Origin of the sequence: Kocuria subflava (assembly GCF_012163155.1) — a bacterium.
Taxonomy (GTDB): Bacteria; Actinomycetota; Actinomycetes; order Actinomycetales; family Micrococcaceae; genus Kocuria; species Kocuria subflava.
In genome coordinates this window covers 1-17,089 of the sequence record NZ_JAAVUN010000035.1, presented here as the reverse complement: position 1 = coordinate 17,089, position 17,089 = coordinate 1, and the positions used below count along the sequence as shown (strand labels likewise).

The 17,089-nt window shown below is 63.5% G+C and carries 20 protein-coding genes and 1 pseudogene; 10 read left to right on the top strand and 11 right to left on the bottom strand.

Features of this window, described 5'->3' with window-relative positions; genetic code table 11:
• Window positions 1-73: 73 nt before the first annotated feature.
• The 3 genes and pseudogenes from GTW58_RS12080 to GTW58_RS12070 all read right to left on the bottom strand — a co-directional run.
• A pseudogene (locus GTW58_RS12080) lies at window positions 74-1,000 on the bottom strand (CU044_5270 family protein); the annotation flags it as partial.
• 15 nt (window positions 1,001-1,015) lie between these two features.
• Window positions 1,016-1,186 carry a hypothetical protein gene (locus GTW58_RS12075; RefSeq protein WP_157980581.1) on the bottom strand — a complete coding sequence of 57 codons (171 nt, stop codon included), beginning with the start codon at window positions 1,184-1,186 and terminating at the stop codon, window positions 1,016-1,018.
• Window positions 1,179-1,802 carry an RNA polymerase sigma factor gene (locus GTW58_RS12070; RefSeq protein ID WP_119933684.1) on the bottom strand — a complete coding sequence of 208 codons (624 nt, stop codon included), beginning with the start codon at window positions 1,800-1,802 and terminating at the stop codon, window positions 1,179-1,181. The genes GTW58_RS12075 and GTW58_RS12070 overlap by 8 nt, the downstream gene beginning before the upstream one ends.
• A gap of 216 nt (window positions 1,803-2,018) precedes the next feature.
• On the opposite strand from GTW58_RS12070, the gene GTW58_RS12065 reads away from it, so the two are divergent.
• The gene (locus GTW58_RS12065; protein WP_231559414.1) at window positions 2,019-2,645 is read left to right on the top strand and encodes a sugar O-acetyltransferase; all 627 of its coding nucleotides are present in this window, start codon (window positions 2,019-2,021) and stop codon (window positions 2,643-2,645) included.
• Between the two features lie 64 nt (window positions 2,646-2,709).
• Here GTW58_RS12065 and GTW58_RS12060 read toward each other — a convergent pair whose 3' ends face one another.
• Together GTW58_RS12060 and GTW58_RS12055 are read right to left on the bottom strand one after the other, a co-directional pair.
• Window positions 2,710-3,936 (bottom strand): thiamine pyrophosphate-dependent enzyme, encoded by a 1,227-nt coding sequence (locus GTW58_RS12060; RefSeq protein ID WP_119933683.1) that lies wholly within the window; start codon window positions 3,934-3,936, stop codon window positions 2,710-2,712.
• Entirely contained in the window at window positions 3,834-4,418 is a 585-nt protein-coding gene (locus tag GTW58_RS12055; protein ID WP_119933690.1) for a thiamine pyrophosphate-binding protein, read from the bottom strand. Before GTW58_RS12055 ends, GTW58_RS12060 begins: the two co-directional genes overlap by 103 nt.
• 94 nt (window positions 4,419-4,512) lie before the next feature.
• Between GTW58_RS12055 and GTW58_RS12050 the strand changes: the two genes are divergently transcribed.
• Window positions 4,513-4,983 (top strand): Lrp/AsnC family transcriptional regulator, encoded by a 471-nt coding sequence (locus GTW58_RS12050; RefSeq protein ID WP_370448293.1) that lies wholly within the window; start codon window positions 4,513-4,515, stop codon window positions 4,981-4,983.
• Window positions 4,984-5,018: 35 nt separating this feature from the next.
• On the opposite strand, the gene GTW58_RS12045 is transcribed toward GTW58_RS12050, so the two are convergent.
• From GTW58_RS12045 to GTW58_RS12025, 5 genes are all read right to left on the bottom strand, one after another.
• On the bottom strand, window positions 5,019-5,639 hold the full coding sequence (locus GTW58_RS12045; protein WP_157980580.1) for a GNAT family N-acetyltransferase: 621 nt from the start codon (window positions 5,637-5,639) through the stop codon (window positions 5,019-5,021).
• 217 nt (window positions 5,640-5,856) lie between these two features.
• Window positions 5,857-7,188 carry an Ig-like domain-containing protein gene (locus GTW58_RS12040; RefSeq protein ID WP_168023528.1) on the bottom strand — a complete coding sequence of 444 codons (1,332 nt, stop codon included), beginning with the start codon at window positions 7,186-7,188 and terminating at the stop codon, window positions 5,857-5,859.
• 155 nt (window positions 7,189-7,343) lie between these two features.
• Window positions 7,344-8,171 carry a class F sortase gene (locus GTW58_RS12035; RefSeq protein WP_157980578.1) on the bottom strand — a complete coding sequence of 276 codons (828 nt, stop codon included), beginning with the start codon at window positions 8,169-8,171 and terminating at the stop codon, window positions 7,344-7,346.
• A 263-nt stretch (window positions 8,172-8,434) separates the two neighbouring features.
• Window positions 8,435-9,715 carry an Ig-like domain-containing protein gene (locus GTW58_RS12030; RefSeq protein ID WP_255409154.1) on the bottom strand — a complete coding sequence of 427 codons (1,281 nt, stop codon included), beginning with the start codon at window positions 9,713-9,715 and terminating at the stop codon, window positions 8,435-8,437.
• A gap of 12 nt (window positions 9,716-9,727) precedes the next feature.
• Entirely contained in the window at window positions 9,728-9,907 is a 180-nt protein-coding gene (locus GTW58_RS12025; protein ID WP_119933677.1) for a hypothetical protein, read from the bottom strand.
• 134 nt (window positions 9,908-10,041) lie between these two features.
• Here GTW58_RS12025 and GTW58_RS12020 point away from each other — a divergent pair, with 134 nt between their 5' ends.
• The 8 genes from GTW58_RS12020 (at window position 10,042) to GTW58_RS11980 (ending at window position 16,853) form a co-directional block, all read left to right on the top strand.
• Window positions 10,042-10,758, top strand: coding sequence for an AzlC family ABC transporter permease (locus tag GTW58_RS12020; RefSeq protein WP_119933676.1), 717 nt, complete (start codon window positions 10,042-10,044; stop codon window positions 10,756-10,758).
• 3 nt (window positions 10,759-10,761) lie between these two features.
• Complete coding sequence (locus GTW58_RS12015) at window positions 10,762-11,088, top strand: branched-chain amino acid transporter permease (RefSeq protein WP_047691062.1); 327 nt, start codon at window positions 10,762-10,764, stop codon at window positions 11,086-11,088.
• Window positions 11,089-11,186: 98 nt separating this feature from the next.
• Window positions 11,187-11,954, top strand: a complete 768-nt coding sequence (locus GTW58_RS12010; RefSeq protein WP_232818127.1) for a glutamine amidotransferase — start codon at window positions 11,187-11,189, stop codon at window positions 11,952-11,954.
• Between the two features lie 125 nt (window positions 11,955-12,079).
• Window positions 12,080-13,753, top strand: coding sequence for an FAD-dependent oxidoreductase (locus GTW58_RS12005; RefSeq protein WP_119933675.1), 1,674 nt, complete (start codon window positions 12,080-12,082; stop codon window positions 13,751-13,753).
• A 270-nt stretch (window positions 13,754-14,023) separates the two neighbouring features.
• Window positions 14,024-14,644 (top strand): GNAT family N-acetyltransferase, encoded by a 621-nt coding sequence (locus GTW58_RS11995; RefSeq protein WP_047691079.1) that lies wholly within the window; start codon window positions 14,024-14,026, stop codon window positions 14,642-14,644.
• Between the two features lie 3 nt (window positions 14,645-14,647).
• Window positions 14,648-15,250, top strand: coding sequence for a DUF5655 domain-containing protein (locus GTW58_RS11990; protein WP_232818126.1), 603 nt, complete (start codon window positions 14,648-14,650; stop codon window positions 15,248-15,250).
• A 142-nt stretch (window positions 15,251-15,392) separates the two neighbouring features.
• Window positions 15,393-15,824: a pyridoxamine 5'-phosphate oxidase family protein gene (locus tag GTW58_RS11985; protein WP_231559444.1), complete on the top strand. Its 432-nt coding sequence runs from the start codon at window positions 15,393-15,395 to the stop codon at window positions 15,822-15,824.
• Window positions 15,825-15,914: 90 nt separating this feature from the next.
• Complete coding sequence (locus tag GTW58_RS11980) at window positions 15,915-16,853, top strand: formate/nitrite transporter family protein (protein ID WP_232818125.1); 939 nt, start codon at window positions 15,915-15,917, stop codon at window positions 16,851-16,853.
• Window positions 16,854-16,875: 22 nt separating this feature from the next.
• On the opposite strand, the gene GTW58_RS14725 is transcribed toward GTW58_RS11980, so the two are convergent.
• Window positions 16,876-16,998: a hypothetical protein gene (locus GTW58_RS14725; RefSeq protein ID WP_342453317.1), complete on the bottom strand. Its 123-nt coding sequence runs from the start codon at window positions 16,996-16,998 to the stop codon at window positions 16,876-16,878.
• Window positions 16,999-17,089 lie beyond the last annotated feature (91 nt).

The window sequence follows — 17,089 nt, the reverse complement described above, 5'->3', positions numbered from 1 at the left end:
CATCATGCCGGGGCCGGCTGGTTACCTACGCCTTCATCCTCCCGGACACCGGCGTCATGAAAAAGGTAACGGGTCAGCCAGGGTTGTAGCCTTCTGGCCGATCCACGGCCGCTTGGGTGACGTCCTCGGGAACTTTGTCGACGACGCCGGTGGCGTACGTGGCCGAGCTGAGAACGGTGCCCGCGGGTATCGCATCCATCTCCTGGGTGGAAATGGTGCGCTCGCCGATCCATTCGCCGGTGGATGGGTCGATGATCACTTCCTGGCGTTCATTGCGCACCGACTCCCACCGCCCGATGGCCACGCCGGTGCGTCCATCGACCGCAGCCGAGGCCGCTGCGACATCAACGCCCGGCACCAGCATGAGGGTCTTGTAGAACACGGCACGCAGTTCTGCATCCACCATGCCCGTCCGTATGGCATCCGTGATGAACACAAAAACTTGTTCGTCCGCAGAGGCGCTTTCGTCCTGTTTCACCTCATGGATGTGATCCAGCAGTGCGCGCGGATCGCGGGGGAGATCGGCCAAATCCTCAGCGGAGAGCTGGGCGGGGGAACCGTACCAGCGGCCCTGCGGCGCCTGGAGAACAACCTCATCACATGCGGTATCACCGTGTTCAAAGGCCTGGACAACGTCATCCGGGAGATCGTCGGTGTTGAGTACCTGGGTTCCGTGTCCATCCGTGCGCTGGTCCCAATACCAGAGCTCGGCCGGGTCTCCGGGATCGGCCGGGACATACATGATCTGAGTGGTGGGGCACAAGAACACGTTGTACGTTCCGGATTCCACACTGGCTGTGGCCATGGTCTGAGAGGTGGTTTCCACACGCCTGTATTGGCCATCCCTCACGACGGCGTCGGTGACCTCCATGGTGTTCAACGCCGCCTGCTCCAACGTGGCCGCAGCGGCAGGTGTGGCACCATCACCAGAATCACCGCTCAACTGGCTGAACACCAGGGCGCCAACGGCAGCGGCAGCTGCGGCGGGGATGAGGAACCAAGGTGAGCGGCGGCGTCATCGTTGCGGAACCAACGGTGTGACGCAGCCCTGATCGGGGGTGACCGGCGCCTGGGTATGGGCGTTGATGTGGTTCAAAAGGGCCAGGCGACCCCGTTGAGTGGCCGCAGTGTCCGGATCGTGGGTGGTTTCCAGACCTGCTGCGCGCAGGTCCTCCAGGTCAAGCATGGTGGGTCTCCTGGGATGTGCTGAGGCCGGTGGCAACCGGTGACGGGGATGAGGTAGGGGCGGATGCGCCCCGGGTTGAAGGCAAATGCGAGCGCAGTGTCAGCCGGGCTCGGTGCAGGCGGGAACGCACGGTGCCCACGGGGATCTCCAGTGCGCTGGCGATCGCCTGGTAGGACAAATCTCCCCAAACGTGCAGCAGGAGACAGTCGCGGTTTGCCGGGGCCAACTGATTCAGGGAACGCATAAGTTCCGAGGTGCCGGCCGAATGATCCAGTCGCTCCGTCACCAGGTTCATGGGATGGCTGACCAGTTCCGCATCAGACACGGCCGCCTTGTGATGTGCTGCCATGCTTCGTGCGGTGTGGCGCAGGTGGCGATTGGAGAGATTGGTGGCGATGCCCAGCAACCAGGGCACGGCCGAGTCACGGTTCAGGTCGAATCGGTCTCGGGAGTCGAAAGCCGCCATGAAGGTTTCTGAGGTGATGTCCTCCGCTGACTGGCTGCCCAGGCGGCGCGTCAGGTAGCGATAGACGGCGGTGGCGTGACGGTCATAGAGGTCCTCAAACTCCTCCGGGGACGTCAGGGAGGCCTGAATGACCTCGCTGTCGGTGCTCATGGAGTCTCATTCTTGGTGTTCATGCCCTGTATTGCCCGCAGGAGGCCAAAAAGTTCATGACCTGGGTTTCTTTTCCTCAGCCGAGACCTCCGATAAGGCCCACATCACGCACTTTTTTGGGACATAACGGAGGTCTCGGCGCAATGGGGGATGGCGGGCGGCGGCGGGTACGGTGGGCCCCAGGTAACGAGTCCACAGCCAATCAGAGAGGCAACCATGAGCCCGGAGAACACCCATGACCAAGCCGCCCGTCAGCAGCGCCTGATCGAGTTCTTTGCCGGGGACGAGGGCAGCAACTGGGATCGGATGCTGGCGGGGGCCCATTACATTGCGGATGACCCACGCATTGCAGAAGCCGGACGTCGGGCCATTGAGCTGATGGGCAAGTTCAACACCGCCTACTACCAGGATCCTGACGGCAGCCAGGAGTTGGTGCGGGAGCTGTTCGGCCACGTGGGTGAGGACGTCCACGTGCGTGGCCCCATCCACGTGGATTACGGCCGTTTCATCTCCGTGGGGGACCGCACGTTCATCAACATGGGACTGACAGCCCTGGACGTGGTGCCCATCAGCATTGGTGCCGACTGCCAGATCGGCCCTCACGTGCAGCTGCTGGCACCCACACATCCTGTTGAGCCCACGCCCCGGCGGGACAAGGTGGAGGCAGGAGAGGCCATCACCATTGGCGACAACGTGTGGTTGGGCGGTGGTGTGATCGTCTGCCCGGGCGTGACCATTGGGGAGAACTCCGTGATCGGCTCAGGTGCTGTGGTCACCAAGGACATTCCCGCCAACGTGGTGGCAGTGGGCAATCCGGCTCGGGTGGTCAAGGAAAACATCTGACTCAACCGTCAGGGCAGGTGACATCTCTGGTCACCTGCCCTGAGGACGGAGTCAGGCCCCTGGTTCAGTCCTGGGAATTGGACGCCGCAATTCCTTCAACAAGCACCTTCAGTAGCCGTGGGGCATCACGTTCGGGCAGGTCCACGGTGATGAAGTAGCTCTGATCCCGGTTCTGGGTGGTCTCTGCCAGCACCTTGCGCAGTTCGCCCAGCGTCCCCACCCGCGGGGTGTGCACGTGCGGGGCACCCAGCACAGCCGGGATGGATGGCCAATCCCATTCCGTGACGTCCTGGTAGATGGCTTCAGGGCTCTGGATGTAGCGCTCCACGGTGTACCCGCGGTTCTCAATCAAGAACGTCACCGAGTTGGGCACTCGCTTGAAGATCGTTCCCAATTCCTGCACGGTCAGCTGCGCGGATCCATCCCCGATGAACAACACGGGCCGGCGCTGTGGTTGGGCCAGCCGCGCGCCCAGCACTGCAGGCAGCGTGTATCCGATCGAGGACCACACCGGCTGCCCCAACAAGTCACTGTCGGCCGGCAGCTGCAGGTCCAGGGCGCCGTAGGAGCTGGTGCCGGCCTCCGCGATCACGGTGGTCTGCGGGGCAATCCAGTGCTGGATCTCCGGCCAGAACAGTTGGTGCGTCAGGGGTTCGTCGTCGGCGGCCACGGGTGCTTCATCCGGAACCGACGACGACGCCGCCACCCCCTCCACTGCGCTCATCTGCGCATCGGTGATGACTCTCTTCAGCACATCCAGGGCGTCATACAGCATGACCCCCGGGTAGTGGGCATGGGCGATTCGAGCGTGATCCAGTGCCAGCTCAACGGCTTCCTCCGGGACGTACTTGTGGGAGAAGAACCCGGTGGTGAAGTCGCTGGTGATGGTGCCGATCATGATCAACATTTCCGCTTGGTCCACGGCATCGCGGGTGGCGGGCTGCGCCGTCGTTCTGCCCAGGTAGGTGCCCAGGCTGGCGGGGTGACGTTCATCCAGGATCGCCTTGGAGGCAGACTGGCTGGCCACCAGGACCCCGGGCAATTCGGCGATCTCCTGCACCACGGATTCCAGGCCGCGGCGGTGAACGCGCGGACCCACCAGCAAAGTGGCGCAGGAGTCACGGCCCACGTGGTCGCGCAACGCACGTTCACAGGCGCTCAGCACGTCCGGGCGGGTCTGGGCAACGGTCAGCGGTTCACTGTTGGTGGCGTCCTGGACCACGGCGGCCGCCACATCCAGGGGTACGCCGATGAACCCCGGCTTGGAAGCGGAGAGCACTGCCGTGAGCACGCGGTCGATTCCCGGGCGGCACTTTCCGGACGTAGCACGGTGTCTGCCACGGTGAACTCGCGGGCCACCCGCAGGCCATGGTCAAAGTCGCCGTCCGGAAGGGTGTGGTGCAGCGGGACTCCCTGATCCATGGCAGCGCGTGACGGCATGCCCACCACGTGCACCACCGGGACATCTTCCGAGTAGCTGCCTGCCAACCCGTTCACGGCTGACAGCTCGCCCACACCGAACGTGGTGACAATCGCGCCGAGGCCGCGGCCGGCACGGGCGAAGGCATCGGCTGCGTAGGAGGAATTGAGCTCATTGGTGGAGCCCACCCAGGTCACGGAGTCCACGGTCAACGTCTGATCCAACAACGTCAGATTGAAATCCCCAGGTAGCCCGAACAGGCTGGTGGCCCCCAATTGGGCCAGCCGCTGAGCCAGGTATTGGCCCACGGTGGGGGACTCGATGGCGGGAGCAGCGTCAACAGAAGTGGTCATGTCAAACTATTTGTGGCCACACCACTAAAGTGGTCAACACCTGAGATAATAATTGATCATTTTGATCAATTGATCGGGTTAACAGTGGATGAAAGTGAGCAATCGGGTGAAGGAGATCGACTCCACCAGCCGCCGCGTCCTGCGCGCCCTGGACACCAACCCCAGGGCCACCGTGGGGTGGGTGGCCCAGAAACTCCATCTGGCCCGGGGCACCGTCCAGAGCCGGATTTCCCAGCTCTTTGAACCCGGTGTGCTGCGCGGCCACAGCGTGACCGTGCCCCCGGAGGCGCTGGGTTACGGCATCCGCGCCATTTGCACCGCGGAGGTGGAACAGGAACTGTTCGACGACGCCGTGGCCGCCCTCCACGATCTGCCCGAGGTCCTGGAATGTGTGGCCACCACCGGCGGAACGGACCTGTTCATGCAGTTGGTGGCTCGGGATGCCGATGACCTCTACGTGTTCAACCAGACCGTGCTGGGGTGTCCCGGGATCCGCAGGACCTCCACCACCATCGTGCTGCGTGAGCTCATTCCCTACCGGATCCACCAGTTGCTTGCCGACTGACAGGATTCAGGGGTTTCGGCGCTGCTTGACCAGCTTCAGCGCTGATCAGTCGGAGGCCTCCACATGGCGTACGGCACGGCCTGCTCCGTGATGCTGATGGGGCGCAAGGTCTGGAACCCGTGACGGCGGTACAACCTGCCGGTCAAGGAGGTCGAAGACTCAAGGTAGGCGGGCTGGTTGTCCGCATCCACCAGGTCAAGGCGGTGCTTGAGCAGTTGCGAGCCCACTCCGCGGCCCCGGAACTGCGGGTGCACACCAATGGCATGCAGGTACCAAGCCGGCACCCCCGGCTTGTGGCGGCCAATCTGCATTCGGATTTTGATGGCTCGCGGAAGCCCGGCCCACCCGATCGCGCGCACGTAGTCGGGCACGTGCTTGACGTAGCTGCTCACGGAGGAGGACATGGTGTCGCCAGGGGCCTCCCACGTAGCGACTCCCAGGATCCTGCCGTCCTCCCGGATGGTGTCCACCAGCCCGGCTTCAATGGGACCGGAGGCCAGCATGGCGCGGAACAGGTAGAACGCACGGCGCAACATGTCCTGGTCATCAGAGGGTTGCAGCACCGCGCGGGACGGCGGATCGAACTGGAAGGACTGCGCCAGGAGGCGGGCGAGATCATCGATGTCTGCGCGGGAGGCAGGCGTGACGGTGGGCACGATGGCCTTTCGAGAGAAGTGAAGAGTATGTTCCGTCATTATAACAACAAGGGCGCAGCGGTACCGGACGCACGGCTTGTGCAGGGGTGAACATCTGGGGCCGGCGGCGCCGGTGTGAACACGCAACAACGGGTGATCCAGGACTTACGGTCCGGAACCACCCGCTGTTGTTCTCTGGTCACAGCCGGTACGGACTCCTCAGATGCTCACCACGGTCTCAGCTCTGGGAACGACGACGCAGTACCCACGTCCCGCCGGAGACCACAGCCAGCGTCACGGCACCGCCGATGATCCACGCCGTGGGACCGAATCCGCCGTCCTCGCCGGCCAACCCGGTTCGCACCAAGATGGGCTTCTCAGGCTTGGTGCTGGGCTGCGCGACAGGTGAGGGTGAGTGGGTTCCAGCCGGTGAGGCGGCCTCTGATGCGGGGGTGGTGGATTCCGCCGTGGGTTGCGCAGAGGGCTTGTCCTCCGGTGTGGGTGTAACCGAGGGCTCCTGAGTGGAGGTCTTCGTGGGTTCCGGGGTGGGCGTCACCGACGGTTCGGGGGTGGGGGTCGGCTCCGGAGTTGGGGTGGCCGTGGGTTCAGGGGTCTCGGTGGGCTCAGGTGTGGGGGTCACCGTGGGCTCAGGCGTGGGCTCCGGCGCTGGCGGCAGCGGGTTTCCGCCACCGGTTCCGTCAGCGCCGTAGAGCACAGACACTCCGGTGCCATCCGTGGCTCCCTGATCGGCCGTCACGGACCACCCGTTGTGCAGCAGACCGTCAGCGGGGTCAAGGGTGATCCCGGCGCTGACGTCAACGTCGCCTTGGATCAGGACAAGTTGATCGGCCTCAATGTCACCCAAGGCAACGGTCCAACCTGCGGGGTCGCAGGTGAGGACGTCGATCTGTCGCGGTTCCCACCCGGTGGGGTAGGCACCGTCAACGGAGACAGCAACCGCACCCCGCAGCGAGCTGCAATCGATCTGATGACCCTGGGGAGTGTCTGACACCACCACGTTGGTCAGCGGGCCGGGAACCTGAACACTCCACGAGTTGGTCCCGGCGTCATTGACCCAGCCGAATTTGGAGGGTTGGGTGATGTCGCCGATACCGGAGGGCTCGCTGGGAGTGATGGTGGTGGTGAACGTGCCCCAGGCAATCACAATCGGAGTGCCCGGTGTGGCGGACTCGTTGACCGTGGCGTTGAAGCGCAGCTGGCCCTTGAGGTTCACCGGATTCTGCGTCACATAGTCGCTGAGGGTGACCACCACGTTGCCGCCTTGGACATTGGCCGTGGCCACCACGGCACCACTGTCACTGAGGACGTCGAACTGGGCCTGCATGGGGGACAATTCAGGCGGCAGCTCCAGGGTGAAGGTGTCACCGGGCTGGGAGTGGTCCGGCACAGCCCACTGGGCCACCAGTGTGAAGGAATCACCCACACGGATGGCGCCCTGTGTCTCCACAGAGGTGACTGCATCCGGTATGTCGGTTGCCCAGGCAGCCCCGGAAAACGTCAAGGGTGCTGCGGCAAGGGCCAGAACAGAGGCCAGGCCGGCAACGCGCACGTGCCGGCGGTGGTGAATGGCAAGGGACTTGGCGTTTCTCCTTGAGTCGCAACAGTTGAACCCCTGATCCCATAGGGACTCAACCGCTGACATGACCATGCATTTGCCCCACGACAAATGCGTCATTCAACAATATCAGCGTGCCAATCTTTGCACTATGGTTGCGGTACTGCGGTGACCACATGATTCTTGTCGAATGATAAGTTCTCTTGGTTGTCAATCGATGCCTCGCAGGTGATCAGCACCAATTCCCGGGGACCTTGGGTATCAGTCAATGTAAACAAGTGGGAAAGCTCATTTTGGGGGACACTTGAACTTGATGTGACTTTCCACGACTGCAATGCCCCTGACTGGTCCGTGGTCAGCACCGTCATACCGGGCTGAGCGTTGTAGAGGTTGGACATGGGTGCCCAGGACCCATCCGCCCAGTTCACGTGCCCCGCCACAACTGTGGTGCCTTGGGTACTGCTCACTGACGACGACGACGTCAACCAACCCGCTTGGAACGACACCGGCAGGTCCATCTCCTGAGTGGTTGCATCCAAACTGACCAGTCCGCGTGGAACCATCGGAATACGCAGGTCAGCGGCAGGAATGGCCAGCTCAGAGGGGTGCATGGTGGACCAGTCCTGGTTGTCCGCCCCTTGCCCGCCGCCGGCGGAAATCCTGCTGAGATCAATCCCGTCCATGCCCACTGTGGGCAAGCCGTCGTCCGTGGCTTGGTGATCTTGGGCAGCTTGCCCAGCCACCAGGACGTCCTGGGGCGGAACATCTGCCGGGCCGGCCGTTGGGCCTGTCATCTCTGTGGGGCCCATGGGTTCCGGAACAACGCCCAGACGCTGCAAGGTTTCTGGTTGGCCATCCGTCACCTGGTCCACCACCAGAATTCCTGCCGCGGCCGTGGAAATCACACACGTGGCAATCAAGGCACGTTGTGACCACCGTGATTGTTTGGCGTTGTGATGAGTGGTTTTGTGGGCCATTGTGCGGTGGTTGGTCTCTGGTGATTGGCGACGAATCATTGTGGGTAAGAGTGTGCGTGCTGAATCGTTTTGGGACAAGGCGCTGACGAACCATTGCGCATCATTCGATGCTGTCGTGTTGACGGGTGACGGCGAGGTGCTCGTCACAGGGGCACCCCGCCGTCAATCGCGAATCGTCCGTGCGCGTTTTGGCCATCGCATCCGGTCTGGCCAATTCATCCGGTCTGGCCAGTCCGTTCGTCGTCAGCCCGTGAGTCTTGCGGTCAGTCCATGCGACGGCGGCGGCTCACATAGACCCACCCGGAAGCTGCCGCAATTACTGTGGCAGCAGCAAAGATCCAGACCGTGGGGCCCCATTGGCCATCGGAAGTGCTCAACCCGGTACGAACCAGAATGGAGGAATCCTTGGACGCAGGCGGTGTGGTGGTACCCGCAGGTGGTTGGGGCTGATCAGTGGTTGGTTGCGGCGTCGTCGCCTGTGGTGCGGGCGTCGTCGGTGTTGTGGTCTCGCTGGGTGACGGGGCCTCGGTCGTGGGCTGCGCGGTTGATGTGGGCGAGGGTGCCTGGGTGGGTGTCTGGCTCGGCGGGGGGGTCGGTGACGGGGAGGCAGTCGTGTCCGGGGTCGGGGTGGAGGTGGGAGTGGACGTTGGAGTCGGCTCCGGAGTGGGGGTCGGCGATGCGGACGGGGTGGTCTCCGGGGTAGGAGTTGCAGTCGGAGTGGGTGTCGGTTCGGGGATGGGGGTTGGTTCCGGCGTCGGTGTTGGAGTGGGCTCCGGTGTTGGTTTCGGTGCAGGCGGGACGGGCACTCCATTGCCGGTTCCGAACGCGCTGTAGAGCACGGTGGCCGCGGTGCCGCCGTCGGTGGACTGGTCAGAGGTGACGGTCCAGGAATTCTCCAGCAAACCGTTGGCATCGGGCGTCACGGGAGCAGCCGTGTTGACATCGCCCATGATGACCAGAAGGTCGTTGGGGGCAAGGTCACCCACCACTGCTCGCCACCCGTTGGCATCACAGGTGAGCTCCACGGCCCTGGGCGTGAAAGTGGTGGGGTACGCGCCATCCACGGACTCGCCGACGGAAGCGTGGACGGAGGTGCAGTCGATTTGATGTCCGGCGGGGGAGTCGGTGACCGTGACATTGGTCAGGGGTCCGGGCACCTGGACGGTCCAGGAATTGGAGCCGTCCGGGTTGTACCAGCCGAACTTGGAGGGCGCCTCAATGTTGCCGATCCCCGTGGGGCCCTCCGGAGTCACGGATGTGCTGGTTCCCCCAAATGTGATGGTCAGGGGTTGACCTGGTGTGGCATCCGCACTGACCAGGGCGTTGAACTCCATCCGACCGGAGATGTTGGTGGGGTGGGTGCCGACGAAATCGGACACGGTGACCACAACATTGCCGTCCACAGCCTCCGCGGTGGCCACTACGGAACCGTCCGGTGTGGTGATGGGGAAGGTGCGCTGCAAGGGCGTCAATTCAGGCGGCAGCGTCAATGCAAATGTGTCTCCAGGCTGCGAGTGGTCCGGCACTGACCATGTGGCGACCAGTCGGAAACCATCTCACACGCGGACGGTGCCCTGAGTCTGGACGCTGTCGATGGCATTCGGGATCACCTCGGCTTGGCTGGGGGTGGCCGCTGCAACGGGGACGCTGATCAGGGCCGCGGCAGCAAGCAGCGCGGAGGCGCGAGCACCTGAGACCGCAAGGGTGGGGGTGGAAGAGGTGTGGCGGGGTGACACTGTGTTCTCCTGGGGGGTGCGTGTGCGAACAGGCACTCAATGCAAGTGCATGTTGATTTGCATAGTAATCATGCAAGTGCATCGATGCACGTGAATCGTGAAATGTATGTCACGCGGTGCGGGATGATGGATCAATGCATGCGGTGCGAAGTGAGATCAGGCACGGGGTCACCTTATCCCTGGCGGCAGGCCTTGGGCTGTTCCCGTTGGGAGTGGCCTTCGGGCTGCTGGTGCATCAGGCGGGGTTTCCGTGGTGGTTGGCGCCGGCCATGTCCGTGGCGGGATTCGCAGGTTCCTTGGAACTGCTCATGGTCGGTTTGATCTCAGCCGGAACGCCCCTGCTGACCATTGCGTTGACCACCTTCCTGGTCAACTTCCGCCACGTCTTCTATTCGTTCTCTTTCCCCTTGCACGTGGTGCCTAACCCGCTGGCCAAGGTCTATTCGGTCTACGCCATGATCGACGAGGCCTACGCCGTCACAGCCGCCCAGCCGCAGGGGTGGACGGGTCGGCGCCTGCTGGCCATGCAGTTTTCCTTCCACCTCTACTGGATCGTTGGTGGACTGGTGGGGGTGTTGGCGGGGTCCCTGCTGCCGGCGCCCATTGCAGGCCTGGAGTTCGCCCTGTGTGCTCTGTTCATCACACTCACCCTGGATGCGGCCCGGTCACGCGCACAGGTGCCTTCCCTGCTGTTGGCTGCAGCCAGCTCTGCCGTGGCTTACCTGGTGATCCCGGACTCCGCCTTATTCGTGGCGCTGTTGCTGTTCGTATTTCTGTTGGTGTTGCGGTTCCTACTCGCCGTCCGTTCAGGGCGTTTTGGTTCATCCGCCCGCGATTCCGGGGTGGTGTGAACCGTGGACAACCTGGGTTACGTGTTGGCCGTTCTGGCCATCATGTTCATCATCACTTTCAGCTTGAGGGCACTGCCGTTCGCGCTGCTCAAACCCCTGCGCGAATCCCGGTTTGTCCTGACCATGGCCGTCTGGATGCCTGTGGGTGTCCTGGCAGTTCTGGCCGCCGTGACTTTTGCCGACGCCGCCCACGGCGGATCTTCACATCTGGTCAAGGCGCTGGTGGCGGGTGTTGTCACCGTCGTCGTACATCTGGGGTGTGGGCGCCGGACCCTGCTGAGCGTGGGATCGGGGACACTGACCTACGTGGTGTTGATCAACTTCTTCTGAAGATGATTGAAGCTGGGAAGCAACTGTGACAGCACTACCGATCAGGTAACAGTCCTTGCTGCGGCACGTATTGGCAGGTTCCATGCTGGCTGAAACTCATGTTCACCGTCACCGGGGAGTTCCCGCATCTGGAGCGGAAGGAGCCCATCATGCGCGCACTGGCCATCCGACACGTTGCCTTTGAAGACCTCGGTCTGTTGGAGCAGATCCTGCGTGATCGCGGGTATCAGGTGGAGTACCTGGACGCAGGAGTGGACGCCGTGGACCACGATCGTGTGGTTGACGCTGACCTCCTGGCGGTCCTGGGCGGTCCGATCGGTATCTACGACGTCGCCAACTACCCCTTCCTGGCCGATGAATGGCATGTGCTGGCTGCGCGGTTGAGCAAGAATCTGCCCACTCTGGGCATCTGTCTGGGGGCTCAACTCATGGCACATGCCTTGCGGGCCTCCGTGGGCCCGGCAGTCCACAAGGAGATCGGCTACGGGCCCGTCGACCTCACAGAGGCGGGTCAAGAATCGGTCCTGGCAGCTTTGGGGGAAACCCCCGTTCTGCACTGGCATGGTGACGAATTCGAGATTCCCGACGGCGCCGTTCGCCCGGCGGAGACCCGAGGCTTTCCGAACCAGGCCTTTCAGATGGGCCCCATCATTCTGGGACTGCAATTTCTTCTGGAGGCCCAGGCTCATCGAATCGAGCAGTGGTTGGTGGGCCACAGCGTTGAACTGGCTGCCGCAGGCGTCATCCCGCGGATCATTCGGGCGGCAGCTCCGGTCCATGCGGCCGAGCTGTCAGAGGCCGCACGCCGGGTCATGACGGCCTGGCTGGACAATCTGGAGGAGGCGGGTGAAACCGGCGGCGTGTGACCCCACGGTCGGCGATTTGATCAAGGGGTTGGCGCCGTGCTCAACACGCCTCCCACGGTTGCCCGTATACCCCAAGGGGTATATTGTTGGTCCAGAACTGAGGACTGACGGAAAGTGGGTCAACCGTGAAAATCGTGGTGGTTGGTGGCGTTGCCGGCGGCATGAGTGCTGCCGCGCGTGCTCGGCGTTTGGATGAACAGGCGGAGATCATCGTCCTGGAGCGTGGGGAGCATGTCTCCTTTGCCAACTGCGGGCTGCCGTACTACGTCAGCGGGGAGATCCAGGATCAGGACAAGCTGCTGGTCCAGACCCCGGAATCCCTCAAAACCGCCCTGAACCTGGACGTCAGGATCCGCCATGAGGTGACGGCCCTGGACACCGCAGCGCAGACGGTGACGGCCAACACCCCGGACGGCACGCAGACCATCACCTATGACGCTTTGGTGTTGGCTCCCGGTGCCACTGCGCTCCGGCCACCTCTGCCGGGGCTGGACTCCGAACGTGTCATGACGCTGCGCACCGTGGAGGACGCCCTGCAGATGCGGGACTCGGTGGACAAGGGAGTGCGGCAGGCCGTGGTCCTGGGCGGCGGTTTCATCGGGTTGGAGGCCGCAGAAGCCCTGACCATGCAGGGGCTGGATGTCACCGTGGTGGAGTTGGCGGACCACGTGCTGCCACCGTTGGAGGCTGAAGTGGCTCACCCCGTGACTCGCGAATTGCGCCGGTTGGGTGTCACCGTCCGCACCGGGGTTGCCGCGGAATCCGTGGAGTCGGGCGAGCAACAGGACACCGTGGTGCTGGCTGATGGAACCCGCCTGCCTGCTGAGCTGATCGTGCTCTCCGTGGGGGTCCGCCCGGACACCAGCACGTATCAGGAAGCAGGCATCGACTGCCAACGCGGCGCGATCCTGGTGGATCAGCACGGACGAACCTCGGCCCCCAACGTTTGGGCCGTGGGGGATGCGGTGCTCTCCACGGACGCCGTGACGGGTCTCAAACGCCCGGTGGCTCTGGCTGGACCGGCTAACCGTGCGGGGCGACTGGTGGCTGACCACATCCTGCGTCCTGCCACGGCTCGGCCGATCCCCACGGCAGTGGGCACCGCCGTCGTGCGCGTGGGGGAGCTGACCGCTGCCACCACGGGGGCCAACCGGGCTGCCCTGGAGGCCGCCGGGATCACGTACCGCACCATGCATCTGCACCCCAACAACCACGCCGGGTACTTTCCCGGGGCCACACCGGTTCACCTGGTGATCCATTTCCACCACGACGACGGCCGCCTCCTGGGTGCCCAAGCCACCGGTCAGGACGGGGTGGACAAGCGGATCGACGTGTTGGCAACCGCCATCCGCGCGGGCATGTCCGTGGAGGAGCTGATCGATCTGGACCTGGCCTATGCCCCGCCGTACGGATCAGCCAAGGACCCCCTGAACTTTGCCGGGATGCTGGGTTCCAATGTCCTGGATGGCACGGTGCCGCTGTGGTACGCGCAAGACGTGGAGCAGTGGCTTGACCAGGGGCTGGTGCTGGACGTCCGGCAGGAATCCGAACTTGAGGTGGAGCGGATTCCCGGTGCGCTGAACATCCCGCACACCCAGTTGCGTGAACGGCTGGATGAGGTTCGTGCCGCGGCCGGCCACAAGCCTGTTCGAGTGTTGTGCCGGTCCGGCGTGCGTTCGGCCATCGCCCATCGGGTGCTGGCCCAGGCCGGTTTTGATTCCGCCTCCCTGTCTGGAGGCATGTTGACCCTGTTGGACACCCTGGGCGATCGCGCCCCCGAACTGTTGGAGATGAACTGAGATGTGCCGAGCTGTCACCTGCACGGTCTGCGGCAAGACCACCTGGGCCGGATGCGGCCAACACATTGACTCCGTGAAAAAGAACGTGCCGGCCGGGCAGTGGTGCAACGGCAAGCACTCCCACGGTGAAGTCCTGGCGGCGCAGAAGAACTCGCCAGGGCTGCTGGCGCGGTTGTTCAGGCGCTGAGATTTCGGTCGCACTCCGGTGGGCACGCTGTGTTGCCACCGGGGCGCGTCGTCGGTGACCAGGACCGGGGTACGGTTGCGTTCGTGAGCTACGCATCCACCCCGGTCCTGCAGCATGCAGGGGTTCGTCTGGAACCGCTGAGCCATGCCCACCACGATGATCTGGTGGCGGCAGCCGAAGTCAATGACCTCCACCGCACCTGGTACACATCTGTTCCCAATCGGGAGACCATGGCGCAGGAGATCGACCGTCGCCTGAAACTGCACGTGGAGGAACGCATGGCGCCGTGGGCCATCATCCATCCACGTAACGGTCGGGCCTTGGGCATGACCACCTTCTGCAACCTGGCCCCGGAACACGGCCGACTGGAGATCGGGTACACGTGGATGGCGCATTACGCCCAGGGCACCGGGGTCAACCCGGCCATGAAGCTGCTCATGATGCAGCGGGCCTTTGAGGAGCTTCACTGCACCTGCGTGCAGTTCCGTACTGATTGGCACAACCACCAGTCACGGGCAGCCATCACCCGACTGGGCGCCAAACAGGACGGTGTCCTGCGTAATGACCGCATTCGCCCGGACGGGACCTTGCGGGACACGGTCGTGTTCTCCGTCCTGGGCACGGAGTGGCCATCGGTCCGGCGTGGCCTTCAGGGCCGGCTGGAGCGCTGGGAGATGCGCAACCGTCAAGAACTGGAGGGCTGAACTGTGAGTCCCGAACCCAACGCCATGATCTCTGCCCTGGTTGCCTCCATGGCCGATCGAACGGGCCGCAGCCTGGAGCAATGGATCCAGCTGATCCGCACCGATGGTCCTGATCCACTGGATCAGAAGGCTGTCCGGTCCTGGTTGAAGACTGAGCACGGGTTGCCGCAGGACACGCAGTTCACCGTGGCGCACATGGCCGCACTGGATGCCGGATGGGTCCCGCCGTCCACACTGCAGTACGTGGACCAGCTGTACTCCGGGAAGAAGGCGGTGCTGCGGCCGTTGCATGACCAGGTCACCGACCTGATTCTCAGCCTGGACACCGGTGACGACGGCGGCCAGGTCAGTGTGGAAGGGCGAGCCACCTACATTCCGTTCATCCGCCGCACCCAGTTCGCGGCCGTTGCCCCAGGCCCGTACGGGCGCTTGCGCGTGGGTGTTCGATTGCGTTCGGAGATTCCCGAGGTGAGTGGCCTGGAGGTTGAACCCGCCAAGAACTTTGCCCAGGCAACACACTGGGTTCATCTGAGCGCGGAAGCCACCGCGGACGACGTCGCAGCACTGAAACCGCTGATCCGGGCGGCGTACGAGCAGAACGGGTGAGTCTGCGTCACGTAACGTCAGCGCCACAGACTGACGTGAGCGGCTCCGGTGTGTTGCGATGGAGGGGAGCTGACCAGCGGCCAGTGCCGCCCGTCAGGAAACGTGCGACCTCATTGAACCGCGAACCACAGCTGGAGCACCCGTGACCCATCAGCACCTGGAACCTGCAAACTCTGTGAGCGTTTTTGTCAGTGAGAACCCCGGCGGTGTCCTGGCCTCACATCCCGTGGAAGGAGAATTCCCGGAAGCAGCCTGGGTCAACCTGGCGGTGACAGGTTCCGGGACCGTGGTGTTCGGTACCGACCGCCGTTCGCGCAAGGCCCTGAACATCGGGTCCCGCCCGGAGGTGTCCTTGGTGGTGGTCTCCGGAACGGGCCAGGAGATCCAGCTGGAAGCCGTGGCGCGTGTGCTGGGTGGGGATGCGGCCGAGCACGCCGCCGATGCCTTGGCAACAGCTCACCCGGAAGGTGGCGGTGACCCGGACTACCTGTGTGTGGTGGGGCTGGAGCCTCGCTGGATGCGTTGGGTGGATCTGAGCACAGTGCCGCCCACCATGGAGGAGCACACCTTGTGATCACCGGTTGTGCTGGTTCTCACCCCGGCTGGTGCAGCAATATCGCGAAACCCGCCATACGGCGTCATATGGGCATGGGACCATGCTTCAGTGGCCACAGATCGCACATCCAGCAGCGGGCAGCCCGCATCTTCTGAGAACCCGGACCCTGCCGTGGGACCCAACACGGCCCAGGTACGCAGCCTGGGGGCCTTGTTCCCCGGCAAGGCGTTCATTTCCACGGTGTTGGAGGCCCTGGACACCAAAACGGTGATGACCGGCAGCCTGGTCCAACGCTTCCTCATGCGTGCGGCCATGGCCGGGATGATCGTGGCCATCCTGTACGTGACCAACTTCAGCCTGATCGCCATCTTTGATGCCATTCCGGTGGGGGATGAGACCCTGCTGGGCATCGGCCGAGCCCTGGGTGGCATTGCCTTTGGTTGGGCTCTGGTGTTCATCTATTACACCAAGTCAGAGCTGCTGACTTCCAACATGATGATCGTCTCCATCGGCGGTTACTACCGGAGGATCACCGCCTGGCGTGGGTTGAAGATCCTGACGCTGTGTTTCCTGGGCAACTTCCTGGGGGGACTGGTGATCGCAGTCCTCTACACGCTGTCCACGCTCCCGCAGGGGGCTGCGGGGGAGGCCATGTTGGCTGCCGTGGACATCAAACTCGGCTACGTCACCGGCGGCTGGGAGGGTTACGGAGACTTGTTCGTCCGTGCGGTGTTGTGCAACTTCATGATCAACCTGGCCATGCTGCTGATCTACAACGGCTACATCAAGGACGACATCACCAAGGCGCTGTCCATGATTGCGGCCGTGTTCGTCTTTGCCTTCATGGGCCTGGAACACTCAGTGGCCAACACGGTGCTGTTCACCGTGGTCGGTCTCAACCACGGCATTGACCTCCTGGCGGCTATGGCCAACGTGGGCGTGGCACTGCTGGGCAACTTTGTGGGCGGTGGGCTGATGATCGGCATCTACTACGCCTACGTCAACGACGACAGCCACTACCGCCCCAAGGCCTCTGAGCTCACCTGACCGTCCAGTACCCCACTGGGGCTCAGCGGCCCACCATGCCCATGTGGACCGCGTTGTAACGCGCTCCCTGCACACCGATTCGAGCAGCCAGCCTGTTGAGATCTGCGACCTCGTCTGCGCTGAGCGCAACGTGGGTTGCTCCCACGTTCTCCTGAATCCGTTGGACCCGAGTCGTGCCAATTTAGTGTGTTGGCCATTCGGTGCCGGTGGCGGTGAGGATCTCGCTGGCGGTGCCG